This is a genomic window from Nocardia sp. NPDC049935 (genome assembly GCF_055586645.1).
Genome location: NZ_JBVJHV010000002.1, coordinates 638,729 through 651,643, shown reverse-complemented (window position 1 = coordinate 651,643; position 12,915 = coordinate 638,729). Strand labels below are relative to the sequence as shown.

Below are 12,915 nucleotides of genomic sequence, written 5' to 3'. Positions count from 1 at the left end.
ATTCCTAGTGAATATACATGTCTTATGACATGTATATGTCAGTAGTAACATGCCCGCATGGACGATGTCGAGCGGGTGGAACGGGCGATGGTCGCGATACGGCGCAGGCAGACCCGCCGCGCCCTCGCGCGCGACGGTGAACTCACCCGGCAGTCCTTCGATGTCCTGGACGCGATCGAGGCCGCGCCGGAACCCACCGTGTCGACGGTCGCCACCGCACTGGCGGTGGACCAACCCCGCGCCAGCAAGCTGGTCGCCGCGGCGGTGAGCGAAGGTTTCGCACACCGGATCGCCGATCAATCCGACGGCCGGCGCTCGATATTGGCCCTCACCGAGCGCGGACGGGATCTCCTCACCCGGGCACACCGCACCCGCCGGGAGGCATTCGATTCGGCGATGTCGGAGTGGACCGCGAGGGAACGGTCCGAGTTCGCCCGGTTGCTGGATCGCTTCGTCGACGCCATGCCCTGAAGTCCTGCCCGCGCTCGGTTCGCACCGGCCGCGCTTGACCGCTGACGATTTTTCGTGAACACTGCTCTCTATAGAGAGCAGTGTTCACGGACGGGAACGGGCATGCGGGAAGTCTGGAAGTGGGGCAATCTCACTCTGTTGTTCGTGCTGGAGCTGGCCGCATTCGCCGCACCGGCACTGTGGGGATGGAAGGTCACCGACGCGACTCCGGCCAAGCTCGCGTTGGCGATCGGCGCACCGGTTCTCGCGATCACCGCCTGGGCCCTTTTCGCCGCCCCGAAATCGGTTTTCGACCAGCCACTGCTCGCGATCGCCACCAAGATCACGGTTTTCGGCGGTGCGGCGGCCGGGCTGTGGGCCGTGAACTATCGCACGGCCGCCGTCGTGTTCGCCGTTGTTCTCGTCGCCAACCTGCTGGCGATCCGGATCGGGCATCTCACCCCCGTGACCGAACTCCGGCTCGAGCAGAGGGGCTGAGCAATGCCGCAGGGAATCCCTTCCAACCGTTCGAATCGATGGCTCCGGGGCGCTGTCGCTTCAGCGGAAGGACGGATGACCGTGTGAGATTCCGGAGGTGAATGCGTCCCAGTCGCCGGAGGCGAAGTGCAGGACACCCGCCTCCGGCGACTTCGAGTCACGCACGCCCACGAGATCGGGCGCGAGGAAGGCCACCTCGACGCATTCACCCGTACCCTGGCTGTAACTGCTCTTGAACCACTGTGCGGAAACCGGGTCGACCGTCACGCCAGATACTCCTTCGCTACCTGCCGTAGCAGGTTCCTGCTGGTCGCCGTATCCAGCGATCGGCTGCGGATCCGGCCGTACGTCTGATGGTAGCTCCGGACATCCTGCGGCTTCTCGAGATACAGATTGCCGACCGAGCTTCCCTCGATGAAGACCACCTGCGGCTCGACAGGGTCTCCCGTCTCGGTGGATCCGAAGTCCAGAATGACGCAGGGCCCCACCGCCAGACCTGCGGGAAACCCCGCCTGGAATGGGAGTACGAGCACTTCGACATTCGGGAGCGTGGACATATCCGCCAGCTTCCGCAACTGCACCGCCATCACCTTCCGGCTTCCGTTCACTCGCCGCAGGGCTGCCTCACCGACAACCGCCACAACCGACAACGGGCGGCGTTTCCGGGTCACCGCCTGCTGTCGCCGCAGCTTCAGATCCACCCAGGCCTCATGCAATTCGGTGCTCGCTGTGGGAAAAGCGGCGCGGTTCAGCGCTCGAACGTAGTCACCGGTCTGGAACAGGCCGGGAATGAGTTCGGGCTGAAATGTCGTAATACCGACCGCGGCGGCTTCCAATCCCACATAGACGTCGAAGTCCCGGGGAATCAGATCCCCGAATTCGTGCCACCAGCTCCGCACCGCCGCCTGCCCGGCGAGCCCGACGAACGCGGCCGTCAGTTCCTCCGGCACTCCGTACAGTTCACAGGCCGCTTCTATCTGGCCTGTCCGGACCCGCCCGGTCCGCCCGTGTTCGAGCCGGTGCAATCCGCTGACGCTGGTTTCGAGTAGTTCGGCGGCGGTGGTCAGAGTCAGTCCGGCGCGGGTGCGCCATTCCATGAGATAACGCCCGAGCTGGCGTCGGGACAGTGTCGATCCGGTGTCCTGCATGGAGTCCTCCCCATTTCGGGCGGGCGGGATGCGCCCGCGACGGGTAGAGCCTGAGCGCTGCCGTGGAAGAAATGCTGGGCGTTTACCTGAAATGCGGCCATCGGCGCGCATACCGGCGCATCGCCCCCGGGCAGATGGTTCGCTGATGCGCACCGGATGCCGCCCCCGAATCCGATCTCAACCTAGCAGCATCGGGAACGATCCAAAACCCTTGTACCCGAACATAATTGGAGGATTCTCCAGGTGATTGCACAGGTCCGACCACGTCTCGGCGACCCCGCCGCGACGGGCAGAACCCGACTTCGACCCTGACGTAGGGCACGTCGCCACCCCGCCGAGGCGGCGACGCCGAATCGTCACCCGCAGGGCGGTCGGCCGGGTCTCGTCGGCGTCAGCGGGCCGAGTAGCAGGAGTAGGTGATTCCCGAGCGGAAGGTTTTCGTATCGACGAGGCGGAGTTCCGGGATCTTGTGACCGGCCGGGAACAACCGATGGCCGCGGCCCTGGACGACCGGGTAGGTGAACAGGCGGAACTCGTCCACCAGATCCGCCGCGATCAGGGTGTGGCAGAGCGTGATGCTGCCGGTAACGACGATGTCCTTGCCCGCCTGCTCTTTCAGTGCCGCCACCTCGGCGACCGGATCGCCGGACAGGACGGTGGAGTTCTGCCATCCCGGATCGGTGAGAGTGGAGGAGATTACGTATTTCCGCACGGTGTTCAGGTATTCGGTGATACCGGTGGGGTCCTCGGCCTGCTGGGGCCAGTAGCCGCGCAGATCCTCGAAGGTGCGGCGGCCGGTGAGAAAGGCGTCGGCGGCGCTGTCCTGGCGGTGCGTTTCGTCCAGCAGGTCCTGATCGTCGCCCTGCCCCTGCGGGTCGAACCAGTCGTCGAGCATCTCGATGGCGCCGTCGACGGTGATGTTCTGGGTTATCGCGAGCGTGCGCATGGCGCCTCCTGGCAGCGTCGTACGTCCGATAGGGGGACGGCGGCCCGATGTCTCGGATTTACGGGCCGCCGACCCGCATGTTCGGACGAGGCAGCGCACCGAAACTCATCGGCCGCTCCCGGATTTTCTTTCCGGCAGGCCTCCCGGGCCGCTCAGTCGAAAGGGTAGGCGCAGGTCAACCGGTATCTTCCGGTTCGCCCGGTGTGGCGGAAGAAATTCACCGCACGGTCGCTCACCGGCTGTCCGGAGCTGTCAGAGTCGGGAGGTATGGGTGTTGTGCGTAGAGCCGCTTCCGGCTGCGCTCTGGTCATGGGTCTCGTTCTGCTCGCCGGATGCTCCGGGTCCGGCGAACCCGCTCCCCCGCCGGGCGCGATCCCACTGGTCTCCACCGCCGACCTGCCGGCCGCCGAACCGGGCGAGGTGCATCTGTTCGGGTTCAACGATCTGCACGGTCATCTCGAACCGCCCGAGGCGAGCAACGGACTGGTCGGCGAATACACCGCCGGTGGCGCCGCGTATCTCTCCGCCCACCTGCAACGATTGCGGGCCGCCTATCCCGACAGCGCGGTCCTGTCGGCGGGCGACAATATCGGCGCGAGCCCGCTGGTGTCGTCGCTGTTCCACGACGAACCGACCATTTCCTTCCTGAACCGCGCCGGGGTCGCGGCATCGGCGGTGGGTAATCACGAACTCGACCACGGGGTACTGGAACTGGCCCGGCTCAGCAAGGGCGGGTGCGCACCGGACGGATGCGTACCGGGCGAACCGTTCACCGGCGCGGATTTCGCCTTCCTGGCCGCGAACCTCACCGACGGCCGCGGTGCGGTGCCGCCGGAGGTACGGCCGTGGACGATGCTCGACGTGGGTGGGCACAAGATCGGAGTGGTCGGCACCGTCACTCCCGATACCGTGAACCTGGTGTTCCCCGAGGGGATCCGCGGCTACACCTTCGGCGATCAGGCCGAGGCCATCAACAAGTACGTGCCCGCCATGAAACAGGCGGGCGCGGAAACCGTGGTCGCGCTGGTGCACGACGGCGGCGCGCAGGGCACTCCGGCGAAGACCACCGATTACAACGGGTGCGCCGATATCAGCCCCGATGTGCCCGACCTCGCCGCGCGGACCGACCCGGCCGTCGCGGTCCTGCTCACCGCGCACAGCCATCAGCCCTATGTCTGCGAGTTCGGCGGGAAAGTGGTGACCCAGAGCGCGTCCTACGGCCGCCTGATCTCCGACATCACGCTGCGTTTCCAGGACGGCCGGGTTTCGGCGAAGGCGGTGAACCGGGTGGTCACCAGGGATATCGAACCCGACCCCGCGATCACCGCGCTGATCGACTACTACGCCGGGCAGGCGGCACCCCGGGCCGAGCGGGTGGTCGGCACCGCGACCGCCCCGCTGGCCCGCGGCAGCGCCACCGGTGAGTCCCCGCTGGGCGCGGTGATCGCCGATGCCATGCTCGAGGTGACCGGCGATTCGGCGCAGGCGGTGGCGGCGTTCATGAATCCCGGTGGTGTGCGCGCCGATATCGATCCCGGACCCATCACCTACGGAAACATCTACGAGACCCAGCCCTTCGGGAATCAGGTGGTGACGCTGACCCTCACCGGCCGTCAGATCCTCGACCTGCTGGAACAGCAGTGGGACAACACCAGCAAACCGGCGATCCTGTCGGTGGCGGGGCTGACCTACGCCTACGACGACGCGGGGTCTCCGGGAGACAAGATCGTCGAAGGGTCGGTACGGATCGCGGGACAGCCGGTGAACGAGGTCGCGGGATACAGGGTGAGCACCAACAATTTCCTCGCTTCCGGCGGCGACGGCTTCACCGTTTTCACCCGCGGCACCGATACCGCGGTCGGACCCACCGATCTGGACGCGCTGGAAACATATCTGCGCGATCGCGGACCGGTGGCGGCGCCGGAGGAGCGCGTCGAACGCCGGTGAACGGTATCCGCCGGCGATCACCGCCGCGACGGATTCACCACTGTCCGTCCTGGACCGGCTTGTCGTTCAGGTGGTAGGTCGGCAGGGGTGATTCCAGCGGGGCGTCCGGTCCGGACTCCGGGAACCAGTTGCCGCTGGCCTGCACGGCGCTCAGGTCCGGAGCGGGCGGGAGATCGGCCGCATCGGCGTCGTAGTAGTCGAACCACGGCAGACCTCGCGCGGCATACGCTTCCGCGGTCACGGGGGTGGGCGGCGCCGGTTCGCCGGTGATCTCCCGCCATTCGGCCGCCGACGCCAGATGGACGAACACCCGGCCGTGGGCCTGGGCGCGGTAGTCACCGAGCGGGCGGGTGTCCTCGAAGATCTGCTGACGCATCCGTCCACCGGCACCGAGACCCATCGGCGACGCGCCCGGACGCCGGGGCGCCGCACCCGGCTCGGGCAGCCCTCCGGCGACCGGTACCGCGCCGTATGCCGCCGGCGACGGCGCGTTCGCCCGGAGTCGCGCGGCCTCGGCGCGGCGGGCCCGGGCGATTTCCTGTTCCCGGTCCCAGGCCTCGCGCGCCGCCGGGGTCAGCCCGTGCACCGCCAGCTGCACCCCACCCCACTGTTCGGTACCGGTGACCTGGCCTTCGACCGTCGCGCCCAGTCCGAGCGGCAGCGCGACGAACTGGCGGACCGTACCGTTACCGGAGTTGATACCGTCCAGCCACGGCTGTTTCGGCAGGGCCACGTAGTTCTGCGGGTCGCGGATGAGCTCGTCGGACCAGGGCTTGCCGGAGACCGCGCACACCTTCCCGACCCCGACCTTCAACGCCGCGGGCACCGGCGCGGTGAATCCCAGCCACATCGCTTCCCGCTGGTACACGGGCAGCATCACGCCGCCGCGCTCCCGCCACTGCGCGGGCACGGTATCCGGATAGTCCGCGACCCGCCGCAACGGAAAGGATCCCAGACCCGGCGGCAGTGGATAGGTGCCCTCCTCGGGCAGTCGCAGCGTCCGGACGAACCGGACCCGGGCGCCACCCGGGAGCTCCAGCGAATCGCCGGTCAGAGTTATTTCCGTCATCGCAGTTCCCACCCGTATCTGTCGATCTGCGCCGGCCCCGGCCCACCACCGGCGGAACCGCCCGGCGGGACCGGATATCCGGACCAGAAAAACGAATCCACACCTCATGCGGACGATCCCCACGCTACTCGCCGGAACCCGGAGGAGGCCGGTATCGCCGACGGTCCACAGCCGGACGGGTGAATCCCCGGCCGGCGCAGTGGCCGCGTTACGGAGCGACGGAGGTGCGCAGGATATTCCGGGGAGCGGGACGGAGCGCGATATCGAGTGCGTCCAGTCCGACAGGGGCGGAGACGAGGTCGTCCCAGGGACGGCGGCCGAGGGTCGCGGCGAGGAAATCCACCGCGCGGACGAGGTGACGTGGCTCGTAGTTGTGCACGCCGGTCAGCGTGAGCCAGCCGCGGACCACCGCTTCGGGATCCACGGCGACGGCGGGGCCGGGGGTCACCGAACCGGCGAGGACCAGGGTGCCGCCGAGGTCGAGCCGCGACAGCGCGGTGGCCACCGCGGCCGCCGAGCCGGAGAAATCGAAAGCGGTATCGACCGGACCACCGGTTTCGGCCGTCGCGCCGAACCGGGCCGCCAGTTCCAGCCGTTCCGGATGCGGATCGGCGATCTCGACCAGGGCGCCCTGTTCGGCGCAGGCCGCCGCGGCGGTGATACCGAGCATGCCGGCGCCGCAGATCAGCACCCGGCGACCGGACAGGTCCCGAGCGGCTTCCAGGGCGGCCATCACGGTCGCGGTGGCACATCCGGCCGGCGCGGCGACGGCGTCGGGCACCGTGTCGGGTACCGAAACGGTGGTCACGCCCGCCGGGAGCAGGATGTGTTCGGCGTAGCCACCGGAAAGCGGCCAGTCCCCGGTGAATGCTTCGTGCCCCACTTTGCGCACCTGCTCGCATTTCGCGGTGAAACCGCGGCGGCAGCGAGCACACCGGCCGCAGGCCGAGGTCACCGACCAGACGATCCGCTCCCCCGTCTCGCGTTCGGCGCCGGGACCGGCGGCCACCACCCGGCCCACGGCCTCGTGGCCGAGAATCGACGGGCACGCCGCGGTCCGACGCCCCGAGACCGTATGCAGGTCACTACCGCAGACGGTGGCCAGCGCGATCCGGACCAGCAGTTGGCCGGGCCCGGGTTCGGGGAGTTCCACCTCCCGTACCCGCACCTCGTCGCCCGACCAGATCGCCGCGCGGGTCAGACGACGAGTGAGCGTATCCATCCGGACAACCTTTCGATGGTGTAGACGATGACGAAGACGACGATCACGATCGCGCCCGCGACGTCGAAGTTCAGGGTGCGAATGGCCTCGAACAGCAGATACCCGACGCCGCCCGCGCCGACGATGCCCAGCACCGTGGAGGTGCGGATATTGACGTCGAGCAGATACAGGCTCGATCCGATCATCGACGGCACGGCCTGCGGGATCACGGCGGCGAACAGGGTTTTCCACCAGCCGCCGCCGACCGCGCGGACCGCTTCGAGCGGGCCGGGGTCGATCTCCTCCACGCCGTCGGCGACGAGCTTGCCGAGGAAACCGATGGAACCGATGGCCAGCGCACAGGTTCCGGCGATCGGCCCGAGCCCGAGGGCGGCGACGAACACCACCGCGATGATCAGTTCCGGTACCGCCCGCACCACCAGGATCCAGGCGCGGGCGAACCAGTACAGCGCCGGATGGGGCGATACGTTCGCGGCGCCGAGGATGCCCAGCGGTATCGACAGCACCATGCCGATCGCGGTGGCCACCAGGCCGATCGCGACGGTTTGCAGGGCGGCATCGAACAGATCGGCGCCGAGGGCCTCGAAGTTCGGTGGAATCATCCGGCCGAACACCTCGAACGACGGCCACGGCCAGGTGAACAGCGCCGCGAGGTCGATATCGAGCACCACCAGGGAGGCCAGGCAGCTCGCGGCGAGCAGGGTGCCGAAGGCGAAGCGGGTGAACCGGTCCCGGCGCGGGCCGGCCTGCGAGGGGGTGAGCAGGGTGCGGCGGATGACGATGGTCAGCACCTCCATCGCCGCGATGATCACCAGGATCACGGCCACGATGCCGAGCGCGCGGGGATAGATCAGGCCGCGTAGCGCGTCCTGCAGGGCGAACCCGATACCGCCCGCGCCGACGAATCCCAGCACCACCGACATCCGGAGGTTGATATCGATGCGGTAGACGAAGGTGGCGATCCAGGCCGGGACCACCTGCGGGACCACCGCGTTCAGCATCTCCCGGAAATAGCCGGCGCCGGTGGCGCGCACCGCCTCGCGCGGACCGGGATCGGTCTGCTCGATGGCGTCGGCGAACAGTTTGCCGAGCATCCCGATGGAATGCAGGGCCAGCGCGAGGATTCCGGGCAGTACCCCGATCCCCAGCGCACGCACGAACAACGCGGCGAACAGCAGATCCGGCATCGCCCGGCAGAAGGTGATCACCGCCCTGGCCACGCTGTACACCACCGGATGCGGTGTGGTGTTGCGGGCGGCCAGGAACGCCAGCGGTACCGAGGCCACGGCCGCGAGCACCGTGCCGAGGATCGCCATGAGCAGGGTTTCCACGGCCAGCGTCGAGATACGGCCCGGATCGTCGAGCCGCGGCGGCAGCATCCGTTCCAGCAGGTTCGCGATCTCGTCGAGCCCGTCGATCAGGGTGGCGGGCGCGAAATCGATGTACCAGGCGGCGGCCAGGGTCGCCAGGACCGCGGCGGCGCCGCAGGCCCGCAGCGCGACGGTACGGAATGTCCGCGGCGCGGGCGGTTTCGGTGCCGCGCGATGCGAGGCGAGCAGCGTGCTCATCGCGGCTCGGTGGCGTCGGCGCCGGCGGTCGCCGGTTCGACCCGCTGATAGACCTCCATGACCTCGTCCCGCGACATCCCGACGGCGGGACGGTCGAGAACCTTGCGCCCACCCCGCAGGCCGATCAGGCGGTGGGCCCAGCCCATCGCCAGATCGACCTGGTGCAGGGTGCACAGCACCGTGAGTTTCTCCTCGATGCACACCCGGAACAGCAGGTCCATCACCACGCCCGCGTTCTCCGGGTCCAATGAGGCCACGGGTTCGTCGGCGAGCAGTACGGCGGGACGCTGCATCAGCGTGCGCGCGATGGCGACCCGCTGCTGCTGACCGCCGGAGAGGGTGTCGGCGCGGCGTTCGGCCAGGTCGGCCAGCCCGACCCGGTCGAGATGTTCCAGCGCTTCGGCGCGCATCGCCTTGGGATAGGTGAGCGCGCCGTAGCGCGGCAACCGGATCCGCCCGAGCCCGCCGATGAGGACGTTCTCCAGGCAGCTGAGCCGGCCGACGAGGTTGAACTGCTGGAATACGAACCCGACGTCACGGCGCAGGGCCCGCAACCGCGCCCCGGAGGCGAGGTCGACGCGGGTGCCGCCGACCTCGATCTCCCCCGACGTGACCGGGTGCAGTCCGTTGAGGCACCGCAGCAGCGTCGATTTACCGGACCCGGAGAGTCCGAGCAGCACGACCATCTCACTGCGGTGCACCTCGAACGACACATCCTCGAGTGCGGTGGTGGCACCGAACTTCTTGGTGACCGACCGCGCGGAGAGGACGGTGTCGTCTCCGGCGACGGTCGGCCGGTGGGGCGCGGGAGGCATCGGACTCAGCCCTTGCACTTCTCGGAGCCGGTGACCTCACAGACATGCCGGACGCCGTTGTAGTCGGTGTCCTCGGCGGGTGCGACACCCCAGATGCGTTCGTCGGTGATCCGGCAGTCGCCGGTGCAGAAGCCCTGTTCCAGCATGTAGTCGGCGTTGGCCTTCTCGGTGAAGATCGTCTTCAGCTTGCCGACGGTCTCCGCGCCCAGATCGTTGTTCGCGGCGAACAACGATCCGGCGATGGTCTCGGACTTCCAGACCGTCTTCAGCTGACCGGGTTTCAGATCACCCTTCTCGATCAGGGTCTTGTCGACCATCGTGTCGAAGGCGAATCCGGCGTCGCAGTCACCCGCGGCGATGGCCAGCGCGGAGGCGTCGTGGCCGCCCGCGTAGATCGGCTGCACCCCGGCCGAGACATCGGCTTCCGACCCCGACGCGATGACCTTCGACTCGATCAATCCGGCGGTGGGATAGAGGAATCCGGAGGTCGAACCCGGATCGACGAAGCACACCTTCTTACCCTTGAAATCCGGCAGACCGTTCACCGCGGCGTTATCGGTTCTGGCGAGGCCGTAGGACTGGTAGCCGGGCTTGCCGCCCTTCTCCTGGATACCCGCGGCGAGCGGGGTGAGGTCGGCGCCGTTGACTCCCGCGACCACGTAGGCGAACGGGCCGAAGAACGCCAGATCGACGTTCCCGGCGATCATCCCCTCGACCACGCCCGCGTAATCGGAGGCCTGGACGAATTCGACATCGGAGCCGGTCTCCTTCTCCAGCATCGCGATCAGCGGGTCGTAGCTGGCCTTCAGATCACTGGAGTTCTCCGCCGGGATGGCGGCCAGTGTCAGTTTCTCGGGGAAGCCTTTGTCGTTGCGGGCGTCGGAATCACCGGAGCCGGAACAGGCGGAGAGGGTGAGAGCCAGGCCGGCGAGTACGGCGGCCGCGGCGTGACGACGACGGAAGAACATGGAACGTCCTCAGGGAGAAGGGGTGGAGCGGATCAGGCGGATAAGAGCAGGGCGGGCAGATCGGCGACGGAGTCGATGACCCGGGTGGCGCCGGCCTCGCGCAGCGCCGGTTCGTCGTGGGCGCCGGTGAGGGTGCCGATCACGACGGCGGCCCCGGCGCGGAGGCCGGAGAGGATATCGCTGGAGGTGTCGCCGACGACCGCGACGCGGCGCAGGTCGTCGGTTTCGGTGCGCAGTACCGCGGTGAGCACCAGGTCGGGGTAGGGGCGGCCGCGGCCGGCGTCGGCGGGAGCCAGCACGAGGTCGGCGATATCGGTCCAGCCGAGGGCGGTGAGCAGCCGCTGCTGGGTCTGTTTGCTGAACCCGGTGGTCAGCGCCACCTTGATCCCGGCCGCACGCAGTTCGGTGATGGTCTTCTCGGCGCCGGGGATCGGCGTGACACCGCCCTCGTCGACGAACCGTTCGTAGGCGGATTCGAACGCGGCGTTGGCCTCGGCCGCCCGCTCGCCGAACAGGTGGGTGAACACCGCGATCTTCGACTGTCCCATGGTGTCGAGCACGTACTGCCGGGCGTTCTCCCGCTCGGGTCCGCTCTCGGGCAGGCCGACCGCGGTGGCGGCGGCGTCGAAGGCGCGGACCACCGCGCCGTCGTCGGCCACCGTGGTGCCGGCCATATCCATTACAACCAGGGTGATATCGCTGATGTCTTGCACGGGTTCGAGCATGCACCCTGGTCTATACCAGGGATCGGACGTCGGGCGAACTGTTGGTTAACAGCTGGTATAGACCAGCGTCACGGTAGGGTTGGCCCGTGTCGTCCACGGCCGAACCGCGGGTTCTCAAACATCAGATAGTCCGGGCTCGAATCGAGAAACTGCTCGACGGGCTGACGGAGGGCGCCCCCGTACCCTCCGAACGCGATCTCGCCGTGCGCTTCGACGTCGCCCGCGAAACCGTGCGCCAGGCCCTGCGCGAGCTGCTGGTCGCCGGACGCATCGAACGACAGGGCAAGACCACGCTGGTCGCCGGGCCCAAACTCGTACTGCCCCTGGCCCTGGGCTCCTACACCGAGGCCGCGCGCGCCGAGGGCCGCAGCGCCACCCGAATCCTCGTCGGCTGGTCCCAATTCGGCGCCGACGCCGATCTCGCCGGCATGCTCGCCATCCAACCCGGCGACCCGATCGTGCAACTCGAACGGGTACTCACCACCGACGGTGTCCGCCTGGGACTGGAAACCACCCGCCTGCCCGCCTACCGCTACCCGGGCCTGCTCGAAACCTTCGACTACACCCACTCCCTGTACGCCGAAATCGCCACTCGCGGTATCGCCTTCGCCGAGGCCGTGGACAGTATCGAAACCACCCTCCCCGACGCCCGCGAGGCCGCCCTGCTCACCGTGGACACCCGCACGCCCATGTTCTTGCTCAACCGGGTCTCCTACGACCCCGACCGGGTCCCGATCGAACACCGGCGGTCGCTGTACCGCGGCGACCGGATGACCTTCACCGCCATCCAGCACCCCGAGACCGGGAGTTCCCCGCACACGGCGGAGTAGGGGCATGACGCGCCCACTCGGTGCGGCCGCGGCCTTCGACGATCGGGTCGCCTCCTGCCGAGTGAGAGGATCGGAAATAAACCATATGGTCTGTCTTTTCTCGGCCCGTTGAGTGATCATGTTCGCGTGGATCTTGATCGAATCAGTGCCCGAGCCGCGGAACTCGCAGCGAGTTTCGGGGTGCGGGCGCCACGCGTCGTGGCGGGCGAAGTGCCGGTGTGGGTGACGCAGGGAGTGCGGTACACCGCGGGGAAAACGCCGGTCGTGACGGTCGGCAGCGGATTCGCCGGGCTTTCCGCGCCCGAACAGGACGGTGCTCTCGCGGGTGCGCTCGTGGCCGCCGATCTCTACCGAACCGGAGCGGTCAAGACCCTTCTCATCTTCAGTTCGTGTTTCATGGTCATCGCCCTGCCGCTGGTCTACATCGCCGCCTATCACGGAACGCCGACCGGGGTGAACCTCTCAGTGTTCGGGGCGCTCTATGTGTTCGGCTACCTGCTGACCTTCGCACTGCGGTCGCGACGCATCATTCACCGCGTCGACCAGCGGATGGTGGAGGTGATGGGGCGACCCGTCGTGGACCTGATGCTCGACCACGATATTCGTCACGGTCATCTGATTCGCGGTTTCGTGCGGCTCTATTGCCGCGCATTCGGCCCCACGGTGGCCCAGCGCGTGCGGCGCCTCGACGCCACCTTCGGCGGCAACCGCATCCCCGGCTAGCTTCCG

The 12,915-nt window shown here is 68.1% G+C and carries 14 protein-coding genes; 5 read left to right on the top strand and 9 right to left on the bottom strand.

All coding sequences use genetic code 11. From position 1 onward, the window contains the following. Nucleotides 1-57: 57 nt before the first annotated feature. Together ACZ6SF_RS11305 and ACZ6SF_RS11300 are read left to right on the top strand one after the other, a co-directional pair. Nucleotides 58-471: a MarR family winged helix-turn-helix transcriptional regulator gene (locus ACZ6SF_RS11305; protein ID WP_466061937.1), complete on the top strand. Its 414-nt coding sequence runs from the start codon at nucleotides 58-60 to the stop codon at nucleotides 469-471. Nucleotides 472-573: 102 nt separating this feature from the next. Beyond that, the gene (locus ACZ6SF_RS11300) at nucleotides 574-948 is read left to right on the top strand and encodes a YrdB family protein (protein WP_466061936.1); all 375 of its coding nucleotides are present in this window, start codon (nucleotides 574-576) and stop codon (nucleotides 946-948) included. A 60-nt stretch (nucleotides 949-1,008) separates the two neighbouring features. Here the strand turns inward: ACZ6SF_RS11300 and ACZ6SF_RS11295 are convergent, their stop codons facing one another. From ACZ6SF_RS11295 to ACZ6SF_RS11285, 3 genes are all read right to left on the bottom strand, one after another. Then, nucleotides 1,009-1,215, bottom strand: coding sequence for a DUF397 domain-containing protein (locus ACZ6SF_RS11295; protein WP_466061935.1), 207 nt, complete (start codon nucleotides 1,213-1,215; stop codon nucleotides 1,009-1,011). Beyond that, on the bottom strand, nucleotides 1,212-2,207 hold the full coding sequence (locus ACZ6SF_RS11290; protein WP_466061934.1) for a helix-turn-helix domain-containing protein: 996 nt from the start codon (nucleotides 2,205-2,207) through the stop codon (nucleotides 1,212-1,214). Before ACZ6SF_RS11290 ends, ACZ6SF_RS11295 begins: the two co-directional genes overlap by 4 nt. 280 nt (nucleotides 2,208-2,487) lie before the next feature. Further along, nucleotides 2,488-3,042: a dihydrofolate reductase family protein gene (locus ACZ6SF_RS11285; RefSeq protein ID WP_466061933.1), complete on the bottom strand. Its 555-nt coding sequence runs from the start codon at nucleotides 3,040-3,042 to the stop codon at nucleotides 2,488-2,490. Between the two features lie 309 nt (nucleotides 3,043-3,351). On the opposite strand from ACZ6SF_RS11285, the gene ACZ6SF_RS11280 reads away from it, so the two are divergent. After that, nucleotides 3,352-4,989 carry a bifunctional metallophosphatase/5'-nucleotidase gene (locus tag ACZ6SF_RS11280; protein WP_466061932.1) on the top strand — a complete coding sequence of 546 codons (1,638 nt, stop codon included), beginning with the start codon at nucleotides 3,352-3,354 and terminating at the stop codon, nucleotides 4,987-4,989. A gap of 34 nt (nucleotides 4,990-5,023) precedes the next feature. On the opposite strand, the gene ACZ6SF_RS11275 is transcribed toward ACZ6SF_RS11280, so the two are convergent. From ACZ6SF_RS11275 to ACZ6SF_RS11250, 6 genes are all read right to left on the bottom strand, one after another. Next, nucleotides 5,024-6,058, bottom strand: a complete 1,035-nt coding sequence (locus ACZ6SF_RS11275) for an NUDIX hydrolase (RefSeq protein ID WP_466061931.1) — start codon at nucleotides 6,056-6,058, stop codon at nucleotides 5,024-5,026. Nucleotides 6,059-6,266: 208 nt separating this feature from the next. After that, nucleotides 6,267-7,280, bottom strand: a complete 1,014-nt coding sequence (locus tag ACZ6SF_RS11270; RefSeq protein ID WP_466061930.1) for a zinc-binding dehydrogenase — start codon at nucleotides 7,278-7,280, stop codon at nucleotides 6,267-6,269. Next, entirely contained in the window at nucleotides 7,256-8,848 is a 1,593-nt protein-coding gene (phnE, locus tag ACZ6SF_RS11265) for a phosphonate ABC transporter, permease protein PhnE (RefSeq protein WP_466061929.1), read from the bottom strand. The genes ACZ6SF_RS11270 and phnE overlap by 25 nt, the downstream gene beginning before the upstream one ends. Next, the gene (phnC, locus tag ACZ6SF_RS11260; protein ID WP_466061928.1) at nucleotides 8,845-9,663 is read right to left on the bottom strand and encodes a phosphonate ABC transporter ATP-binding protein; all 819 of its coding nucleotides are present in this window, start codon (nucleotides 9,661-9,663) and stop codon (nucleotides 8,845-8,847) included. Before phnC ends, phnE begins: the two co-directional genes overlap by 4 nt. 5 nt (nucleotides 9,664-9,668) lie before the next feature. Beyond that, nucleotides 9,669-10,631, bottom strand: coding sequence for a phosphate/phosphite/phosphonate ABC transporter substrate-binding protein (locus ACZ6SF_RS11255; protein ID WP_466061927.1), 963 nt, complete (start codon nucleotides 10,629-10,631; stop codon nucleotides 9,669-9,671). 32 nt (nucleotides 10,632-10,663) lie between these two features. After that, nucleotides 10,664-11,356 (bottom strand): phosphonatase-like hydrolase, encoded by a 693-nt coding sequence (locus tag ACZ6SF_RS11250; RefSeq protein WP_466061926.1) that lies wholly within the window; start codon nucleotides 11,354-11,356, stop codon nucleotides 10,664-10,666. Nucleotides 11,357-11,442: 86 nt separating this feature from the next. On the opposite strand from ACZ6SF_RS11250, the gene ACZ6SF_RS11245 reads away from it, so the two are divergent. Both ACZ6SF_RS11245 and ACZ6SF_RS11240 read left to right on the top strand, forming a co-directional pair. Then, nucleotides 11,443-12,186, top strand: coding sequence for a GntR family transcriptional regulator (locus tag ACZ6SF_RS11245; protein WP_466061925.1), 744 nt, complete (start codon nucleotides 11,443-11,445; stop codon nucleotides 12,184-12,186). Between the two features lie 198 nt (nucleotides 12,187-12,384). Continuing rightward, the gene (locus ACZ6SF_RS11240; RefSeq protein ID WP_466061923.1) at nucleotides 12,385-12,909 is read left to right on the top strand and encodes a hypothetical protein; all 525 of its coding nucleotides are present in this window, start codon (nucleotides 12,385-12,387) and stop codon (nucleotides 12,907-12,909) included. Nucleotides 12,910-12,915 lie beyond the last annotated feature (6 nt).